At 73.8% G+C, this 19062-nt stretch carries 13 protein-coding genes and 1 pseudogene; 11 read left to right on the top strand and 3 right to left on the bottom strand.

Annotation, left to right across the window (positions count from 1 at the left end; genetic code table 11):
* From IEY75_RS14475 to IEY75_RS14455, 5 genes and pseudogenes are all read left to right on the top strand, one after another.
* Positions 1-725 (top strand): annotated as a pseudogene (locus IEY75_RS14475) (hypothetical protein); the annotation flags it as partial.
* The gene (locus IEY75_RS14470) at positions 722-1150 is read left to right on the top strand and encodes a phage holin family protein (RefSeq protein WP_189114861.1); all 429 of its coding nucleotides are present in this window, start codon (positions 722-724) and stop codon (positions 1148-1150) included. The pseudogene IEY75_RS14475 and the gene IEY75_RS14470, both read left to right, overlap by 4 nt.
* The gene (locus IEY75_RS14465; RefSeq protein WP_189114860.1) at positions 1150-1767 is read left to right on the top strand and encodes a DUF3618 domain-containing protein; all 618 of its coding nucleotides are present in this window, start codon (positions 1150-1152) and stop codon (positions 1765-1767) included. Before IEY75_RS14470 ends, IEY75_RS14465 begins: the two co-directional genes overlap by 1 nt.
* A 507-nt stretch (positions 1768-2274) precedes the next feature.
* Positions 2275-3189: a LysR family transcriptional regulator gene (locus IEY75_RS14460; protein WP_189114859.1), complete on the top strand. Its 915-nt coding sequence runs from the start codon at positions 2275-2277 to the stop codon at positions 3187-3189.
* Positions 3190-3191: 2 nt separating this feature from the next.
* Positions 3192-4235: a LysR family transcriptional regulator gene (locus IEY75_RS14455; protein WP_189114858.1), complete on the top strand. Its 1044-nt coding sequence runs from the start codon at positions 3192-3194 to the stop codon at positions 4233-4235.
* A 132-nt stretch (positions 4236-4367) separates the two neighbouring features.
* On the opposite strand, the gene IEY75_RS14450 is transcribed toward IEY75_RS14455, so the two are convergent.
* The 3 genes from IEY75_RS14450 to IEY75_RS14440 all read right to left on the bottom strand — a co-directional run bounded on the left by IEY75_RS14450 (position 4368) and on the right by IEY75_RS14440 (position 6664).
* Entirely contained in the window at positions 4368-5117 is a 750-nt protein-coding gene (locus IEY75_RS14450) for a hypothetical protein (RefSeq protein WP_189114877.1), read from the bottom strand.
* A gap of 427 nt (positions 5118-5544) precedes the next feature.
* Entirely contained in the window at positions 5545-6072 is a 528-nt protein-coding gene (locus tag IEY75_RS14445) for a phospholipase (protein ID WP_189114857.1), read from the bottom strand.
* 259 nt (positions 6073-6331) lie between these two features.
* The gene (locus IEY75_RS14440; RefSeq protein ID WP_189114856.1) at positions 6332-6664 is read right to left on the bottom strand and encodes a glyoxalase superfamily protein; all 333 of its coding nucleotides are present in this window, start codon (positions 6662-6664) and stop codon (positions 6332-6334) included.
* 209 nt (positions 6665-6873) lie between these two features.
* On the opposite strand from IEY75_RS14440, the gene IEY75_RS14435 reads away from it, so the two are divergent.
* From IEY75_RS14435 to IEY75_RS14410, 6 genes are all read left to right on the top strand, one after another.
* The gene (locus IEY75_RS14435) at positions 6874-8331 is read left to right on the top strand and encodes a ferredoxin reductase family protein (protein WP_189114855.1); all 1458 of its coding nucleotides are present in this window, start codon (positions 6874-6876) and stop codon (positions 8329-8331) included.
* Between the two features lie 211 nt (positions 8332-8542).
* A complete protein-coding gene (locus tag IEY75_RS14430) occupies positions 8543-9847 on the top strand; it encodes a sensor histidine kinase (protein ID WP_189114854.1) in 1305 nt (434 codons plus the stop codon).
* 61 nt (positions 9848-9908) lie between these two features.
* Positions 9909-11993 (top strand): PAS domain-containing sensor histidine kinase, encoded by a 2085-nt coding sequence (locus IEY75_RS14425; protein WP_189114853.1) that lies wholly within the window; start codon positions 9909-9911, stop codon positions 11991-11993.
* A 142-nt stretch (positions 11994-12135) separates the two neighbouring features.
* Positions 12136-12519 carry an ATP-binding protein gene (locus IEY75_RS14420; protein ID WP_189114852.1) on the top strand — a complete coding sequence of 128 codons (384 nt, stop codon included), beginning with the start codon at positions 12136-12138 and terminating at the stop codon, positions 12517-12519.
* A gap of 121 nt (positions 12520-12640) precedes the next feature.
* Entirely contained in the window at positions 12641-16657 is a 4017-nt protein-coding gene (locus tag IEY75_RS14415; RefSeq protein ID WP_189114851.1) for a HAMP domain-containing protein, read from the top strand.
* Between the two features lie 32 nt (positions 16658-16689).
* The gene (locus tag IEY75_RS14410; protein WP_229789695.1) at positions 16690-19062 is read left to right on the top strand and encodes a SpoIIE family protein phosphatase; all 2373 of its coding nucleotides are present in this window, start codon (positions 16690-16692) and stop codon (positions 19060-19062) included.

Below are 19062 nucleotides of genomic sequence, written 5' to 3'. Positions count from 1 at the left end.
GTGGTCTGCGGGCGATCGGTGAGGAGCTGCGGGGGATGTCGGAGGCGTCGCCGGAGTCCGGTACGGCGACGGAGTTGGTCCGGCAGGCGTCGACGCGGATCACGGATCTGGCGGGTTGGTTGGAGGGTCGGGAGCCGGGGGCGGTGTTGGAGGAGGTGCGTGCGTACGCGCGGCGTAGTCCGGGCACGTTCCTGCTCGGTGCTGCGGCGCTGGGGGTGCTCGCCGGCCGGGTCACCCGCAACCTCGGCGCCCCGCCGGCAGCCGGTGCGCGACCGACCGCCGTACCGTCGACCTCCGGTGCCTCCTCGACGTCCGGCGCCCACGCGACTTCGGACGCCCACACGACTTCCGGCGCCTTCGGGGCGTCGGGTGCCCACGCGGCGTCGGGTGCCCTCTCGACTTCCGGCACCCCGGGGACGTCCGGTGCCCAGGAGACCTTCAGCGGACCGTCGACCTCCGGTGTCCCGGTGTCGACCGGGGCCGGGGGCCGCTCCGCGGCGGGTGCGGCGACGTACGGCACCCCGACGGCCACCGGGACGGCGCCCGCGCCGACCACCCCCCTCCCGGCCGGGGTCGACCCGGCGAACCTGCACGCCGACCCGGCCGCGACGAGCGCCTTCGCCACGGGGACCGCGCCGGTGAACCCCGGCTACGCCGGCGGCGTACACGGCGACGACGCCGACCAGCACCGCCCCTTCGACCCGAGCGCGGGGGCCGGGCGATGACCGCGCCGGAGCCGTCCCCGCTGACCGACCGCTTCGGCGACGTGGGGTCCCGGTCGTTCGGTGACATGTTGGGCGCCGTGACGCAGGACCTGTCGCTGCTGGTGCGGCAGGAGATGGAGCTGGCGAAGGCGGAGTTGAAGGAGGAGGCCGGGAAGGCGGGCAAGGCCTCCGGGATGTTCGCCGGGGCCGGTGTGGCCGCGCACATGGCGCTGGTGTTCCTGTCGATCGCCGTGTGGTGGGGGCTGTCCAACGTGATGGACGGCGGCTGGGCCGGCCTGATCGTCGCGGTGGTGTGGGGGGCCGGTGCGGCTGTCCTGTACGCGGCGGCCCGCAGTCAGCTCAGCCGGCTCAAGGGGCTGCCCCGCACCGCCGACACCGTGGAGAAGATCCCCAACGCGCTCAAGCCGAACCGAGGAGCAGCCTGATGACCACCAGCCCGGACCAGATCCGCCGCGACATCGACCGTACCCGCGCCAGCCTCAGCCACGACGTGGACGCCCTGGCCTACAAGGCCAGCCCGGCCCGCATGGTCGAGGAGCGCAAGCAGCGGGTGACGGGGGCGCTGCGGTCCATGCGGGACACCGTGATGGGTACCGCCCACGACGCCGGCCACACCCTGACCACCGGTACCGCCGACCTGGGCGACCGGGTGGGCGGCGCGGTGCACGCCGTCGGCGACGCCGCCGCCGACGCGCCCGCGGCCGTGCGCCGCCAGACGCAGGGCAACCCCCTGGCGGCCGGCCTGATCGCCTTCGGCGTCGGCTGGCTCGCGTCGTCCCTCGTCCCGGGCACGGACCCCGAGCGCCGCGCCGTCGCCCAGGCCAAGGACGTTGTCGAGGAGCACGCCCCCGAGCTGAAGCAGGAACTGACCCACGCCGCCCAGGAGGTCACCGACCAACTGCGCCAACCCGCGCAGGAGGCCGTCCACGCGGTGAAGGACACCGCCACCCAGGCAGCCGACACCGTCCGCGAGGACGCCACCGCCGCCACCCGCACCGTCACCGACGAGACACGACAGGCCGGCCAGCGTCTCACCAACTGAAGCTGACATCTCACGAACGGCCAGCCCGGCAGTGGTCCCGCACCCCAGGGGTGCGGGACCACTGCCGTCTGTCCGCACGCGAATCGCGTGGGTCGAGTGCTGTCGCTGTCGGCCAAGGGCCTGAGCTGCGGGGATCGAGGACGTGTGCATGGCCGTCTGCGACGGCCTCAAGGGCCTACCCGACGCCATCGCCGCGACCTGGTTCACCGCAGGTCAGGCCGCCGCGGTGATAGCAGGAGCCGACTGGCACTATCGGTGCAGCAGACCAGAAAAAGACCAAAGGTGAGGGGGTCGCCTCCTATAACGCGGAGAGCGACGAATTCCTGAATTTGGCTCCACGGGGCCGTCAGTGAATTAAGAGACCGACTGGCTAACATTAAGTCCGCCGTAAGTGGGTTTATTACCGGCCGGTAATACGGTTTACGATACCGGCGGCCGCCGCTATGACCGGCGGGACCGCACCGGGATCCCCGCCCCGGAGCCGGCATCCCCACCCCGGAGGGAGTCATGCAGCTCGAACTGCATCATCTGCGAGCCCTGCGAGCTGTCGGCGCGACCGGCAGCCTGAACCGAGCCGCCGAGAAGCTGAGTCTTCCCCAGCCGGCGCTGAGCCGTCAGTTGCGGCGCCTGGAAAACCTGTTCGGTGGCTCCCTTTTCGACCGGCACTGCAGCGGCGTGCGGCCCACCGCGCTCGGCCGTGTCGTTCTGCGACACGCGGACGAGATTCTCGACTACTGCGCCGCCATCCACGGCGATATCGCCCGCCGCCGCGACCGGCAGGCCGGCACCATCAGGCTCGGGTGGACCGTCAGCGGCGTCGCGGACCTGCTGATGGAAGAGGTGCGCCGGCGCTTCCCCAGCATCGGCGTCGAGGTCACCGTCGGTGACTCGTTCGGCCAGGTGGCCGGCCAGCTCCTCGCTGGCGAGATCGACGTGGCGCTGATGCACGAGCTGACCGGGATGCCCCGCCCCCGGCCGAGCGGCCTGGCCGTCCAGCGCATCGTCGACGAACGGCCGCACATCCTGCTCAGCGACGTCCACCCGCTGGCCCGGCAACCGGCCGTCACGCTGCCGGAGCTGCGTGACGAGCGGTGGATCGCGGTCGCCGGCTCGGACAGCAGCATCGCGGTCCTGCACCGGTTGTGCCGGCCGTTCGGATTCACTCCGGACATCGTCCACCACCTGCCGGCCTACGGGCCGCACAGCGAGGTGATCCGGCACGACGGCAGCATCGCCATCGCGCAGGGCTGGGGGCCGGTGGCTGAGGGCACCGTCCGCCGTCCGATCGCCGGGCTGCCCCGGCTGTCCCGGCACTCGTTGGTGTACCGCCCGGACGGCTTCTGGGCGCGGCAGATGCCGGAGTTGGCGCGGGCCGTGGGGCGGGCCCACCAGGCGCGCATCGACGCGGATCCGCCGGCATAGCCGTGGACATCGAGCCGCAGCGGCTGCGCATCCTCCAGACGGTCGCCGAGACGGGCAGCATCAACAGCGCCGCCGACCGCCTGGGCATGAGCCAGAGCGCGGTCAGCCGGGCCATGCAGCGCCTGGAGCGCGCCGTCGGCCTGCCCGTGCTGCACCGTCAGCCGACGGGCATCACCTTGACCACCGCCGGCGCGATCCTGCTGGCGCACGCCGACACCGTGCTGCCGGCGGTGAGCCGCATGTTCGCCGACGTCCGGCGCTGTCTGGCTACCGACGACGGGCGGCTGTCGGTCAAACTGGGCGCCGCGCCATTCCCCACGCTCACGCCGTTCGTGCGCTGCGCGGAGAGCCTCGGCATCGCGCAGACGTCGCTGCTGGTGGACGAGTCCGGCCCGCGGCTGATGGAGCTGCTGGAGAGCGGCGAGATCGATGTCGCGATGCTCCGCCGCTTCCCGGAGCTGGATCCTGATCCCGATCTGCCGGAGTCGCTGCGGCAGGAGGTCATCGCCGACCAGGAGCCGTACCTGTGCCTGCCGGACACCAACCCGCTGGCCGAGCGGTCCGCCGTCGACGTGGTCGACCTCAGGAACGAGCATGTCGTCCTGCCGCAGCCGGAGTGCCAGCCGCTGATCGGCCACTTCCACACGGTGTGCAGCGCGGCGGGCATCCGGCCGCGGGTCAGCTCCGCCAACAGCGGCTCGGCGGTCACCGCGCTGAGCCACGCGCTCGGCGCAACCATGATCACCTACTGGTCGAATGTGGGTCGGGAGGCGCGGCGGACGCACGTGGCGTTGCGGGGCACGCCGCTGGGAGCGTCGCTGGTGCTGGCCTGGCACGCGGACGGGCCGCTCGGCGGCGAGCTGGGCGAGCGGCTGCTCGCGTCCGTCCGGGCCATGCACACCGCGTTCCTCGCCGGGTACGAGGGCCCGGCGCACGGAGCGCCGGACCCGACCCGGGGCACGCGCGCCGCCACGCCTCCGGCGCGAGCGCACGATCCACGATGGTGCCGGGCCCGTGGGCGGTCCGCGGCACGGGCGGGCCGGTAGGCGGCCGGCGGGTGCGACGGGCCCGCGGCGGACGTCCGTGGCGGTGGAGCCCGAGGCTTGTGGCGGTGGAGATCCGATGCGCCGGTCCCCTTACCGGAACCGGCGCATCGGAGTGGCGACCCGCGCCGGAGGTCAGCGAACGGGCCCGTCGAGCTCCGCGTAGCGACTGGGCCGGTCGATCTCCGCCGCGAAGTAGGCCGAGGCGCTCTTGAGGATGGCGTTGGCCCGCCGCAGCTCGCGGTTCTCACGCTCCAACTCCGCGATCCGATGGGCCTCGCCGCTCTGCGGATCCGCCCACCGGTCGGCGTCGAACCCGACCCCCTCTACCCAGCCGTGCACCATCTCCGGGTCGAGGCCGAGCTGGGCGGCGACCCGCTCGACCGCCCCGACCGCCATGACCGGGTTCCGGTGGGCCTCGAACACCATGCGCGTCGCGCGCTCGCGCAGGTCGTCGGGGTGCGCCCTGCCCCGCAGCTCATCCGGGTAGACCGCCCTGGTCGAGTGCATCGCCGTCGTCCGTCCCACATAGGGCACCGCGGCCGGAGTGGAGGTCGGCCCGCCGACTGCCGGCTCGGCGGGCCGGGGCGCCGCTTCGGCATGCTTGGGCGGGTTGCTGGCCGATGCCTTCGGCGCGCGCAAAATGCGGGAGATCCGGTGAAGGAGGACAACCACGACGATCGAGTTGGCGACAATCAGCGGAGGATTGCTGAGGATGAATGCCTGCACGGCCCACAGCGTGATGCCGGGAGTGAAAAGTGTGAACCACAGCCACGAGAATCCGCCCGGTGGCGTCGGAGCGAAGTAGTCAAGGAGGAACGCGCTCGTGCAGAGTACACACGCCGCCCATCCGATGATCTGTGGAACGGACATGTCGTCCCCCATCAGGCATTCGAGTACATCTATGTGATGCGACTCTAGCGTCATGCGGGTCGCGCGTCACGCTCGGTCCCGCAACCGGCAACACCGATGCCCGCCGTCGGCCCGGTTCCGATCCGTGCACCACCCGGCGCCCGACTTTCCGCGCGCCGCCCGGGTACTTCGGCGCCTTCGGCCGCCTCGCCACTCAGAGCTGGTGAGGGGAGTACATGCGATCGAGCGGCGTCCGCGGCCGGGGCGCGCCGCTGCCCACCGGTATCGCCGCGGCCCCGACCCAGGCTCCCGCGACGATACCGGGCGGGGGCCCGTAGCGCGAACGGCACCTCTCTTGTCCAGGCGCCGGGAGCAGATGAGGTCTCCGACACGAATCCAACAAGGGGGAGACCTCTCCGCTCCCGACGCCTGGACAAGAGAATTGCCGTCGACGGCACAGTTAGCCGGGGCCGCGGCGGCCGGCCTCCTGGCGGGCGATCTCGGCGTCCAGCGCCGCGCGGGCCGCGGCGAACGACGGGCCGCCGAACTTGCGGACCGCGTTGTAGTACAGGTCGGCGATCCGCCGGCAGGCGAAGTCCGCGCCGCAGGTGCCGTAGTGGTCCTTCTTCATGTTCGCGTCGATCTTGCGGCGGCTGGCGGCGGTGAACCGCTGCTGGCGCTTGTAGTTGCGGTACCCGAAGTCGTGCCGGTGGCAGCCGGGCAGGAAGTTGTAGCCGACGGGGCGGTCCGGGGACCACGAGCAGCCGTCGCTGCCCCAGTCCAGCTCGGCCGGCAGGGGCCGCTGCCGGCGCACGTCGCTGAAGGTGGGCAGTGGGGTGGAGTAGAGCAGTGCGTCGGTGTACTGGGCGAGCGGGTCGGGGCCGGCCGCGTGCGCGGCGACCGGTCCGGTGGTGAGGGTGGCGCCGAGGCCGACCAGGCTTGCGGTGGCCACCGCGCCGATGCGGGTGCGTATGCCGCGTCCAGACATGGGACACCTCCATGACCATCTCGCAGCGGACGGCCGGGTCGCGGGGATGCGGTACCGCTGAGCTGCGAAGACAGCACACTGGATCATCTCATGACATTCACGTCCGTGGATGACTAGACATTGCTGATCGTGCATGGGTCGCGTCTAGGTGCGATTCGGTCACGCAGTTCGACGGGAACCACGGACTCCAAACCGGAACATAGGAATCAGAAGTCGTCACGTCGGGCTGACCCTGGCGGTCGCCGTCCTGCGGACGCTGTCAGGAGCAGGTGCTGCCAACGCGGAGCCGGTTTCCGTCCGGATCCTTGAGGCTGACCTCCTGCCCCCACGGGGCCTCGTCGATGACGGCTCCGAACTCGGCGGCCACTGCCTCGACATCACGGACGTGGAGGTACAGAAGTGTGTCGGGTCGGGCATCGTCGCGGTGCTCCGACAGGTAGAGCTGCATCGGCCCGCGCGAGACGCACACGAACAGCGGGAAGCTGGGCTCAAAGCGGTGCTCCCACTGTTTGACGAAGCCGAGCCGCGCGTACCAGGCCACCGAGGATTCAGCGTCTGCGGTGTACAAGATGGGCGTAACCCCTTCATCCATGCAGGCATGCTCGCAGATCGACAGCCACTCAGCTCGGCGCTGAGTGGTGTCCTGGTTGTTCCGGGTGATTCCGGCCGAACTTTCGCCTGCGCAGGGCGGACGTTCGGTGGACGGCGCGTGGACTGAACCGGCGGCCGCTCGCCGACGTCCAAGGAACCACGGCTGCCGGGGGCGGCAGCAGCCTGGGGGACGACGGAGGGAGCGGGCGCGTGACCACTGCGATCCCGACCGGCGCCCATCGGCGCCCCGGCCGCCCGACCACTCCCGCCGGCCTGGCGACGCCGCCCGCGGGTCGGGTCGGCACCTGGCCGCCCGACCCGGCCCCCGCCGCCGCGGCCCGTCCGGCCCGGCCGTGGGCCGGCGAGCGGACGCTCGTGCGCGTCCTGTTCTGGTGGCTGCTCGCGGCCAGCGTCGCCGTGTGGTGGTTCGGCACCGGCAGCCCCGCACCCGCCGACCTTGCCGACCTCCTGCGCGAGGCGGGCCGGGCGGCGGGCATGGTGGCCGGGTACCTGCTGCTGGCCCAGGCCCTCGTCGTCAGCCGGGTCGCCTGGCTGGAGGAGTGGCTGGGCCCGCGGGACCTGCTGCGCTGGCACCGCTGGCTCGGCCCGGCCGCGCTGTTGACCCTGCTGGCGCACGTGCTGCTGCTGCTTGGCGCCGCCGCCCTGCCCGCGCGCACCTCGCTCCTCGCCGAGGCGGCCGTCCTGTTCCGGTCCGGCCCGGACATGCGCGAGGCGTTCGCGGGGGCCGGACTGCTGGTCCTGCTGGCGCTGGTCGCGGTCGGGCCCGTCCGGCGGGCGGTGCCGCCGGGCTTCTGGAAGCTGCTGCACCGCGCCACCTACGTCGGCGTCTACCTCGGCTACGGCCACCAGTTCACCGCCGGCCGGGACCTCGCGGGCGGGTTCGCCCGCACCTACTGGGCGACCCTGTACGCGCTCACGGCCACCGCGCTGCTCTGGGGCCGGGTCGTCGAGCCGCTGTGGCTGAACGCCCGGCACCGGCTGCGGGTGGTGGAGGTGGTGTGGGAGTCGTCGCAGGTCTTCTCCGTACACCTGGCCGGCCGCGACCTGGACCGGCTGCGGATCCAGCCGGGCCAGCCCCTGCGCTGGCGGTTCGTGGACTGGGGACAGTGGACGCGGTCGCACCCGTACTGCCTGTCGGCGGCGCCCCGGGCCGACCGCCTGCGGCTGACCATCAAGATTGACGGAGAGCAGTCGGCCCAGCTCGGCCGGCTCCGGCCGGGTACGCGGGTGCTGGCCGAGGGCCCGTACGGGCGGGCGACGCCCGCGCGGGCGCGGGTCGGCGGCCCGGTCCTGTTCATCGGGTTCGGCCGGGGGATCGCCCCCGTCCGCGCCCTCGCCGAGGTGGCCCCCGTCGGGTCCACCGTCATCTACCGGGCGCGCCGCGAGGGCGACGTGCTGTTCCAGCAGGAGTGGGCCGCGCTGGCCGCCCGGCGCCGGCTGGACGTCCGGTACGTGGCCGGGCGTCGCCGCGACCCGGGGCCGCGGGCGCTGCTGACCCGGGCCGGCCTGCGCCGGCTGGTCCCCGACGTGGTGCGCCGCGACGTGTACCTGTCCGGTCCGCCGGAGGTGGTCGAGGCGTGCGTCCGCGTGCTGCGCCGCCTCCACGTCCCGGCCGCCCAGATCCACCGCAGCCCCGCCGAGTACTGAGCCCCGCGGCGCCGCGCCGGGCCGGGCGGCCGACGGGCGCATCGCCGCGTTCTCCACCGGACCGCCCCCGCGGTGTGGTGACATCGGCATAGGCGACGAGAGGGGTCCCCCCGGTGCAGACCACGACGCGGCCCGCCCGGGCGCGAGGGACGTCGGGTCCCGCCGCGCCCGCCGGGGCCGCCCCTGGCCGCGGCGCGGGGACCGCCCGCCGATGACCGGGCCGGCGGCGGTGCCGGCGGTGGACCTGGACGAGCTGGCCCGCCTCGCGGAACTGCACGAGTACGGCCTGCTGGACCAGCCGGCCGACGCCGAGCTGGCCGCGGTCCTGCGGGTGGCGGCCGCGGTGGCCGGCGTGCCCACGGCGACGATCAACCTCCTCGACGCCGACCGGCAGTGCCAGCTCACGACCGTCGGCTTCCCGCCCGCCGACTCGCCGCGCTCGGAGTCGATGTGCGCGATCAGCCTCGCCCAGGGCGGCTTCGTCCTGGCCCCGGACGCCCGGCACCACCCGCTGTTCGCCGGCAACCCCTGGGTGGACGGCCGGGTCGCCGATGTCCGGTTCTACGCCGCGGCGCCGCTGGTCACCCCGCGCGGCCGGGCGCTGGGCACGCTGTGCGTGTTCGACGACGTGCCGCGCACGCTGACCGCCGCCCAGATGGACCGGCTGACCGACCTCGCCGCGGTCGTGCTGGCCCTGTTCGAGCGGCGCCGGCAGGCCCGCATCCAGGGCCAGCTCGCGGCCGAGCTGGATCAGACCGTCGGCGACCTGCGCCGGTCGAACCAGGAGCTGGAGGCGTTCGCCTCGGTGGCCGGCCACGACCTCAAGGCGCCGCTGGCGGTCCTCGGCGGCTACCTGGAGGAGCTGGAGGCCGACTACCAGGCCGAGCTGGACGACACCGCGGTCGGCTGGCTGCTCACCATGCGCGGCGCGGTGGTGCGGATGCAGGAGCTGATCGATTCGCTGCTGCGGTACGCGCGGGCCGGCTCCCAGCGGCTGCAGGCGCGGCCGACGCCGCTGGCGGAGCTGGTGGCCCAGGTGGTGACCGACCTCGGGCGGGCGATCCGGGACACGGGGGCGACCGTCGCGGCCGGGGACGACCTGCCCACGCTGCGGGTGGACCCGGTCGCCGTCCGGCAGCTCCTCCAGAACCTGGTCGCCAACGCCGTGAAGTTCGCCCGCCCCGGCGTCGCGCCGCGGGTGGTGGTCGACGCCCGACCGACCGGGGACCTGTGGGAGGTGACGGTCGCGGACAACGGCACCGGGGTCCCCGCGGAGGCCCGCGAGCGGGTCTTCGACATGTTCCTGCGGCTGGACACCTCCCGGCCGGGCCACGGCATCGGCCTGGCGACCTGCGCGCGCATCGCCCACCGCCACGGCGGGCGGATCTGGCTGACCGAGACGCCCGGCGGGGGTACGACGGTGCACCTGACCCTGCCGGGGGCGCCGCCGCCCCCGCGGTCGCGGCCGGGGGCTGGCCGGATCCCCGGAATCGGCGACGATCTTGGCGTACGGTGACATTACCGATGGCAACTATTTACGAACAGTAACGATCGCAGGCTGATGAGGGCGGTCAGGAATGGACGAGGCGGGGGAGACGCTCGACTTCCGTGCGCTGTTCGAGGCGGCGCCGGTACCGCTGATCATCCTCGACCCCGACCTGGCAATCATCGCCGCCAACGACGCGTACCTGGCCGTCACGAGGACCGATCGCGCGGCCATCGTCGGCCGCCCGGTCTTCGACATCTTCCCCGACGCCGCCGACAGCCACCCCGGGGGCGGCGCGCTGCGCCGGTCGCTGGAGCGGGTCGTCCGGGAGCACGCCCCGGACACGATGCCCATCCACCGGTACGACCTGGCCCGGCCCGGAGCCGACGGCGGCCTGGAGACCCGGTACTGGGCGCCGGTCAGTGTCCCCGTCTGCACGACCGGCGGCCGGCTGCGCTGGATCGTGCACCGCGTCGAGGACGTCACGGCGTACGTGCGGGCGCGCGATGCGGGCGACGAGCCGCCGGCCGGGGCCGACGAGACCCGGCGCGAGCAGGCCGCGGCCGGGGTGTTCGGCCACCAGCGGCTGCGCGAGGAGAAGCAGACGCTCCAGGCGCTGGTGGACAACCTGGACACGGCGGTGGTGGGCTGCGACGCGCAGGGGCGTCCGGTGCTGCACAACGACGCCGGGCGCGGCCTGTACGGCACGCTGCTGGACGGGGTGCCCGCGGCCGAGTGGCCCGGCCGGCTGGGCCTGCGGCACCCGGACGGCTCGGCCGTCGCGCCCGCGGAGTTCGCCCTCACCCGGGCGCTGGCCGGCGAGCGGGTGCGGGACGCCGAGATGGTGGTGCGGCCGCCGACGGGCGCCCAGCGGATCTTCCGGGTGCACGCCCGCCCGGTGACCGGCCCGACCGGCCTGGCGGCCGTCGTCGCCGCCCACGAGGTCACCGAGCACCGCCGGGTCGCCCGGCTGGTGGAGTGCGAGCTGGAGCTGGCCAAGGTCCTCAACGCCCCCGGCCCGGCCGACGACGTGGTCGCCCGCATGATCGAGCTGATCGGCACCCGGCTCGACTGGGCGGCCGTCGAGTTCTGGACCGTGGACGACGTCGCCCAGGTGCTCCGCCGCGGCGGCTGCTGGGCGGCCCCGGGCCGCGACCTGCCCTGCCGGCTGCCCGAGCCGCTGCTGTACGGCCAGGGGCTGGCCGGCCGGGCCTGGCAGGCCGCCGCCCCGGCCTGGGCCGGCGACCTCGCCCACGACCCCGCCGGGGAGGGTGGCGAGTGGGGGCCGCTGCGGGCGGCGCTGGCCGTGCCCATCCCCAGCGGGCCGGTGATCCTGGCCGTCCTCGTCTGCTACAGCGACACCGTCGAGACGCCGGACGAGGCGCGGACGGCGGTCCTGACCGGGATCGGCGCGCACATCGGCGAGTTCATGGAGCGGCGGCGCGCGGAGCGGCTGGTCGCCGAGCTGGACCGGACCCGCGACGAGTACATCGCCCTGGTCGGCCACGAGCTGCGCACCCCGCTGACGAGCATCCAGTCGTACACCGACCTCCTGCGCGCCGAGCCCGACCTGCCGGCCGCGCAGCGCGCCGAGCTGCTGGCGGTGATGCACCGCAACACCGTCCACCTGCACGGGATCGTCGCCAAGCTGCTGGACGTGGCCGGGATGCGGTCGGGCCACATCGGGATGCACCCCCGCCCCATGGACCTGACGGCCGTGGTCGACGGCGCCCTGGCGGCGGCCCGGGACTCCGCCGGAACCACGGTCGCGGTGGAGCTGAACGCCCCGGGCGAGGTCCGCATCGACGGCGACCCGGACCGGCTGCGCGAGGTCGCCGCGGAGCTGCTGCACAACGCCCTCACCTGGGCGGCCGAGGACAGCGCCGTCGCGGTCAACCTCCACGCCGACGACCGGACCGCCACCCTGAGCGTCGCCAACACCGGGATCCGGATCCCGTCGGCCGAGCACGAGCGGATCTTCGAGCTGTTCTTCCGCACCGACGCCGCCCGGCACCGCGGCATCCCGGGCAGCGGCCTGGGCCTGACGCTCGCGCGGGCGGTGGTGGAGCAGCACGGCGGGACGATCGCGGTCAGCGAGCCCGACGAGGCCGTCACGACGTTCACGGTGCGCCTGCCGACCCGGCATCCGGCCCCGCGGCACCCGGTCGGCGCCTGAGCGGCGGGCGGCCCGGCCGCCGGCCGCGCGGCCGGCGCACCGCGGACTGTTTGGCGATCGGGGATACGTGGAACATCCGGTTACGATGGTCGGCGACCCTAGGAACAGCAGCGAGCACCACTCCCGTGAACGGCCTCCCTTGATGAGCGAGCTGAACGCCGAGTTCGACCTGCCCGACGGCCCCGAGGCCATCGCGTTCGCGCGACACGCCGGGGAGTCGATACTGCGCGGCTGGGGGTTCGCCGACGAGGACTGGCTGTACGACGCGTCGGTGATCGTCAGCGAGCTGGTCTCCAACGCGGTCCGGCACGGCGGCGGTTCGCTCGTCCTCCTGCTCCAGGCGCACGAGCGCAACGTGACCCTCACCGTCGCCGACGGCTCGGTCACCGCGCCGCGGCGGCGCGACGGCGACGACGACGGCGGCCGGGGCATGGCCATCATCGAGGCGATGGGCGCCGGCTGGGGCGTGGCCGACCACGAGGGCGGCAAGCGGGTCTGGGTCCGGCTGTCCGCCCACCCGGCCTGAGCAGGGCCGCCGCTCGCGGACCTGCCGCCGACATTTGCCATCGGGTAACCTTCGGCGGACCCGCCCCGCGCCGGGGCGGACGCACGGTGATCGGGCGTTCACCGCGCCACGGAGGTTCCACGTGAGCGACAAGTCGACAGCCGCCACTCTCGCCGACCCGGGCGAGCCCGGCGGCGACCTGGCGGTCAGCGAGGCCGAGCTGCGCCGACTCCTCGCCGGCCTCACGGCCGTGCGCGACGGCGACATCGGCACCCGGCTGCCCGAGGGCTCCGACGGGCTGCTCGGCGAGATCGCCAGCGTCTTCAACGGCATGGTCGACCAGCTCTCGCTGTTCACCTCCGAGGTGACCCGGGTGGCCCGCGAGGTCGGTACCGAGGGGCAGCTCGGCGGGCAGGCGCAGGTCCCCGGCGTCTCCGGCACCTGGGCGGACCTGACCGACTCGGTCAACGCGATGGCCGGCAACCTCACCGACCAGGTCCGGTCGATCTCGCAGGTCGCCACCGCGGTCGTCAAGGGCGACCTGTCCCAGAAGATCACCGTGGACGCCCGCGGCGAGATCCTGGAACTCAAGACCACGATCAACACGATGGTCGACCAGCTCTCGTCGTTCGCCGACGAGGTGACCCGGGTGTCCCGCGAGGTGGGCACCGAGGGCCGGCTCGGCGGGCAGGCCGACGTCAAGGGCGTCTCGGGCACCTGGAAGAACCTCACCGAGTCCGTCAACCTGATGGCCGAGAACCTGACGGCGCAGGTCCGGTCCATCGCCCAGGTCACCACGGCGGTCGCCAAGGGCGACCTGTCGCAGAAGATCCGGGTGGACGCCCGCGGCGAGATCCTGGAGCTGAAGGAGACCATCAACACGATGGTCGACCAGCTCTCCTCGTTCGCCGACGAGGTGACCCGGGTGGCCCGCGAGGTCGGCACCGAGGGCAACCTCGGCGGCCAGGCGACCGTGCGCGGGGTGTCCGGCACGTGGAAGGACCTCACCGACAACGTCAACGTCATGGCCTCCAACCTGACCGCGCAGGTCCGGTCGATCGCCAAGGTTTCCGGCGCGGTGGCCCGCGGCGACCTGTCGCAGAAGGTCGAGGTGGAGGCCAAGGGCGAGGTGGCGGCGCTCGCCGGGGCGATCAACACGATGGTCGACACGCTGTCGGCGTTCGCCGACGAGGTGACCCGGGTGGCCCGCGAGGTCGGCACCGAGGGTGTGCTCGGCGGCCAGGCCCGGGTGCCCAACGTGGCCGGTACGTGGAAGGACCTGACCGACAACGTCAACTCGATGGCGAACAACCTGACCAGCCAGGTCCGCAACATCGCCCAGGTGACCACGGCGGTGGCCCAGGGCGACCTGACCCGCAAGATCGACGTGGACGCGCAGGGCGAGATCCTCGAACTGAAGACCACGATCAACACGATGGTCGACCAGCTCTCCTCGTTCGCGGCCGAGGTCACCCGCGTGGCCCGGGAGGTCGGCAGCGAGGGCCGCCTGGGCGGCCAGGCGGAGGTCGAGGGCGTCTCCGGTACCTGGAAGCGGCTGACGGAGAACGTCAACGAGCTGGCCGGCAACCTCACCCGCCAGGTCCGGGCGATCGCCGAGGTGACCAGCGCCGTCGCCGAGGGCGACCTCACCCGGTCCATCACGGTCGACGCCTCCGGCGAGGTCGCCGACCTCAAGGACAACATCAACGCGATGGTCGAGTCGCTGCGCGACACCACCAAGGCCAACCAGGAGCAGGACTGGCTCAAGACCAACCTGGCCCGCATCTCCGGCCTCATGCAGGGCCACCGCGACCTCGCGGTGGTGGCGGAGCTGGTGATGGACGAGCTGGCGCCGCTGGTGGAGGCGCAGTACGCCGCGTTCTACCTCGCCGACGACTCCGCCGGCCGCACCGAACTGGAGATGATCTCCTCCTACGGCTGGGCGCCGGGCGACACCGTCCGGCCGCGGTTCCGGCTCGGGGAGTCGCTGGTCGGCCAGGCGGCGCGCAGCCGCCGGACCATCGCCGTCCACGACGTGCCGGCCGGGTACGTGACGATCTCCTCCGGGCTGGGCGGGGCGTCGCCGAGCAGCCTCGTGGTCCTGCCGATCGTCGTCGAGGAGCAGGTCCTGGGCGTCATCGAGCTGGCCAGCGTGCGCCGGTTCACGCCCGTGCACCTGGCGTTCCTGGAGCTGCTGATGGAGACGCTCGGCGTCAACGTCAGCACGATCGTCGCCAACGCCCGCACCGACGAGCTGCTGGCCGAGTCCCAGCGGCTGGCCGGCGAACTCCAGGCCCGGTCCGAGGAGTTGCAGGCCCGGCAGGACGAGCTGCAGAGCAGCAACGCCGAGCTGGAGGAGAAGGCGACCCAGCTCGCCACCCAGAAGCGCGACATCGAGACGAAGAACCGGGAGATCGAGCAGGCCCGGCAGGAGCTGGAGACCCGCGCCCAGCAGTTGGCGCTGGCCTCGAAGTACAAGTCGGAGTTCCTGGCCAACATGAGCCACGAGCTGCGTACCCCGCTGAACAGCCTGCTCATCCTCGCCCAGCTCCTGGCCCAGAACCCGACCCGCAACCTCACCGCCAAGCAGGTCGAGTACGCCGGCATCATCCACTCCGCCGGCTCGGACCTGCTCCAGCTCATCAACGACATCCTCGACCTGTCCAAGGTCGAGGCGGGCAAGATGGACATCACGCCCGAACGCGTGCCGCTGCGCCAGCTCCTGGACTACGTGGAGGCCAACTTCCGGCCGCTGACCACGCAGAAGGGCCTGACCCTGCGGGTGACCGCGGCGCCGGGGGTACCGGTCGAGCTGGTCACCGACGGCGCCCGCCTCCAGCAGGTGCTGCGCAACCTGCTCGCCAACGCGGTGAAGTTCACCGAGCGCGGCAGCGTGGAGCTGAGCATCGAGCCCGCCGACCCGGCCGAGGCGCCGCCGGCCGTCCGCCACCACGGCCCGGCGATCGCGTTCAAGGTCATCGACACCGGCATCGGCATCGCCGAGCCGCAGCTCGAATCGATCTTCGGTGCCTTCCAGCAGGCCGACGGGACGAACAGCCGCAAGTACGGCGGCACCGGCCTCGGGCTGTCGATCAGCCGCGAGCTGGGGTACCTGCTCGGCGGCGCGATCACCGCGCGCAGCACGCTCGGCGGCGGCAGCACCTTCACCCTGTTCCTGCCCGTGGCCCGGCCCGACTTCCAGGAGCCGGCGGCGGCCGACCGCACCGACGGCGCGCCCGTGCCGGCCGCGACCCGGCGCCCCGCCCCCACGCCCCGCGCCGTCCGCCGGCTGCTGGTGATCGAGGAGCGCCCGCGCGGGCTGCTGTCGCTGGTCGCGGAGAGCGCCGCCGCGCACCTGGGCGGCGTCGGGGCCCACGCCAAGCGGCACGACGTGGAGGTGGTCACCGCCCTGAGCGCCGCCGAGGGGGCGGCCGCGCTGGCCGCGCAGCCGTGCCACTGCGTCGTGCTGGACCTGGACATTCCGGGCGGCGCCGCGCTCCAGTTCCTCACCGCGATGGAGGGCGACCCGGCGCTGCGGCACGTCCCGGTGCTGGCCCACAACAACCGCCGGCTCGACCCCGACGACGAGCTGGCGCTGCTGTCCAGCCGGCAGCCGCTGGAGCTGCTGTCCAGCCTGGACGAGCTGCGCGAGCGGATCACCCTGCACCTGTCCGCCGACCAGCCCGGCGACGTGGTCCCGCTGGTCCGGCAGGAGCCGGCCGCCACCGCGGTCGGGGCCGCGCCGGCCGACGCCACCCGCGCGCTGTCCGGGCGTACCGTGCTGGTGGTGGACGACGACACGCGCAACGTGTACGCGATCACCAGTGTGCTCGAACTGCACGGTATGCGCGTGCTGCGGGCCGACAACGGCCGGCGCGGGATCGAGACGCTGGCGGGCCACCCGGAAATCGACCTTATTCTGATGGACGTGATGATGCCGGAGATGGACGGCTACACCGCGACCACCGCGATCCGGTCCATGCCGGAGCACGCGAACCTGCCGATCATCACGGTGACCGCCAAGGCGATGCCGGGCGACCGCGAGAAGAGCATCGGGGCCGGCGCCAACGACTACGTCACGAAGCCGGTGGACTCGCAGGAGCTGATGGATTGCATCCGCCGCTGGCTGGGCACGGAGAGTGCGAGGACCGACCGGTAGACCGGCTCGGACGACAACCGATGGGAGACCCCGTGCCCCGTCCCGCCCACGCCGGACGGCCAGGACGCGACGAACCCCCCGAGCCCGCCCCGCCCACGGCCGTCGCCGGCCGCCTGGCCGCCACCGTCGAGCGACTCCGCGACGAGGTCGGCCGGGCGCAGGCCGCCGCCGACGGCCGGGCGCTCGTCGACCTGGCCAAGGGCGTCCTGATCGCCCGACTGGGCTGCGGCCCGGTCGAGGCCAGCCAGCAACTGCACACGCTGGCCACCGAGGGCGGCGTGACCGTGCTGGCGTTCGCCGCCGAGATCGTCAACCAGGCATCCCGGGACCAGCTCAGCGACGCCACCCGCACGTTCCTCGCCCACGCCGCGGCCGACGCCCCGGACGCCGCCGCCGTGCTGCGCATCCGCACCGCCGAGGCCGGCGCGCTCGCCGCCGGGGACACCCAGGCGGTCGCCGAGTCCCTGCTGCACCACGCCGTCGCCCCGCTGGGCGCCCACGCCGTGGCGATCTGGAGCGCCGGGCCGGACGGGGCGCTGACCCTGGCCGGGTACGCCGGGTTCAGCGCGGAGGAGGCCCGGCGCTGGCGGTACGTGCCACCGGGGGTGCCGACCACCGCCCGGGCGGCGCTCACCGAGCGGGGCACCGTCGTCAGCGAGACCCTGTCCGGCTCCGGCCTGCCCTCGATCGGCGCGCGGGAGTGCCCCGACGGCGGCCGGGTGGTCGCCCCCGCCGGCACCGGCGGGCGGATCGTCGGCGTACTGGAGATCTGCTGGCCGGACCCGCTGCCCACGCCGCCCGCGCGCATCCAGCGGCAGGTCGAGGCGCTGGCCGAGCTGTGCGCCCACACCCTCGACGGCACCGCCGAGGCGCCCGCGGCCGGCGGCCCCGCGGGCCTGGCGGAGCTGATCGACCTCGTCGACGGGCTGGACGACCCGGCGCTGGTCCTGCTGCCCCACCTGGAGCCGGGCGGCCGGCTGGCCGACTTCCGCGTCGCCCACGCCAACACCCGGTTCGTGGACCCCGCCGGGCGCCCGCGCGGCGCCCTCACCGGCACGCTGCTGCTGGAGGCGTACCCGGTCGCGGCCGGGGTGTGCGGGCTGTTCGACCTGGTCGAGCGGGTGTACGCCACCGGCGAGGCGTTCCGCGCCGAACGCATGACCATCACCGCGCTGGTGGACCAGGTACCGCTGACCGGCGCCGCCGGCATCAGCATCAGCCGCATCGCGGGGGCGGTCCTGCTGACCTGGCGTACCGACGACGAGTCCGTCCGGCTCGCCCGACTGCTCCAGCACGCCCAGCGGCTGGGCCGCATCGGCGGCTTCGAGGAGCACCTCGACACCGGCGAGATCGCCTGGAACGCGCCGCTGTTCGACCTGTACGGGCTCGCCCTGGACGCGGCGCCGATCCCGCTGGCCCGGCTGACCGCCCACGCGCACGCCGACGACGCCACCGCGGTGCAGCGGTTCCTGCGCACCGTGCTGCACCGGCACCGGACCGCCTCGACCGCGTTCCGGCTGCACCGCCCCGACGGGATCGTCCGGCACATCCGCGTCGTCGCCGAGCCGGTCCGCGACACCGACGACCGGGTGGTCGGCGTCCGCGGCGCGTACCAGGACATCTCCGCGCAGCACTGGACCGAGGTGGCCCTGGCCGCCACCCGCGAACAGCTCGCCCACACCGCGCAGGAGTCCGCCGAGCGCAACCGACTGGCCCGCCAGCTCCAGCACGCCATCATGCCGCCGGCCCAGGGCCCGATCGACGCCTCCGGCCTGCGCGTGGGCGTCCGGTACCGGCCCGCCGAGAAGGACCACCTGGTCGGCGGCGACTGGTACGACGCCGTGGTGCTGCCCTCCAAGCAGGTCCTGCTCTGCGTCGGCGACGTCGCCGGCCACGGCATCGACGCCGCGACCGGGATGGTCGTCCTGCGCAACGCGCTGCGCGGCCTGGCCACCACCGGCGCCGGGCCGGCGCAGCTTCTCACCTGGCTCAACCTCGTCGCCCACCACCTGACCAAGCAGGTCACGGCCACGGTGGTCTGCGGGCTGTACGACCCGGACACCGCGACGCTGCGCTGGGCGCGGGCCGGGCACCTGCCGCCGGTACTGGTCAGCGGGGGCGCCGCGCGCACCCTGCCGCAGATCCCCGGGATCCTGCTGGGGGCGCTCGCCGAGACCACGTACGCCGAGGACGAACTCGTCCTGGGCCTGGACGACACCCTGCTCATGTACACCGACGGGCTGATCGAGCGGCGCGGCGACAGCCTGGAGACCGCGCTGCGCCAGCTCCTGGACACCGCCGCCCGGCCCGCCGCCGACCTCGACGCGCACCTGGACCAGCTCCTCACCTTCACCAACGCCGACACCGACGACGACACCTGCCTGATCGGCATCGAACGCCGCTGA

Source organism: Pilimelia terevasa (assembly GCF_014647915.1).
Classification (GTDB): domain Bacteria; phylum Actinomycetota; class Actinomycetes; order Mycobacteriales; family Micromonosporaceae; genus Pilimelia; species Pilimelia terevasa.
Note: the sequence above shows the minus strand (reverse complement) of the source record. Positions and strands in the feature narration are given on the sequence as shown.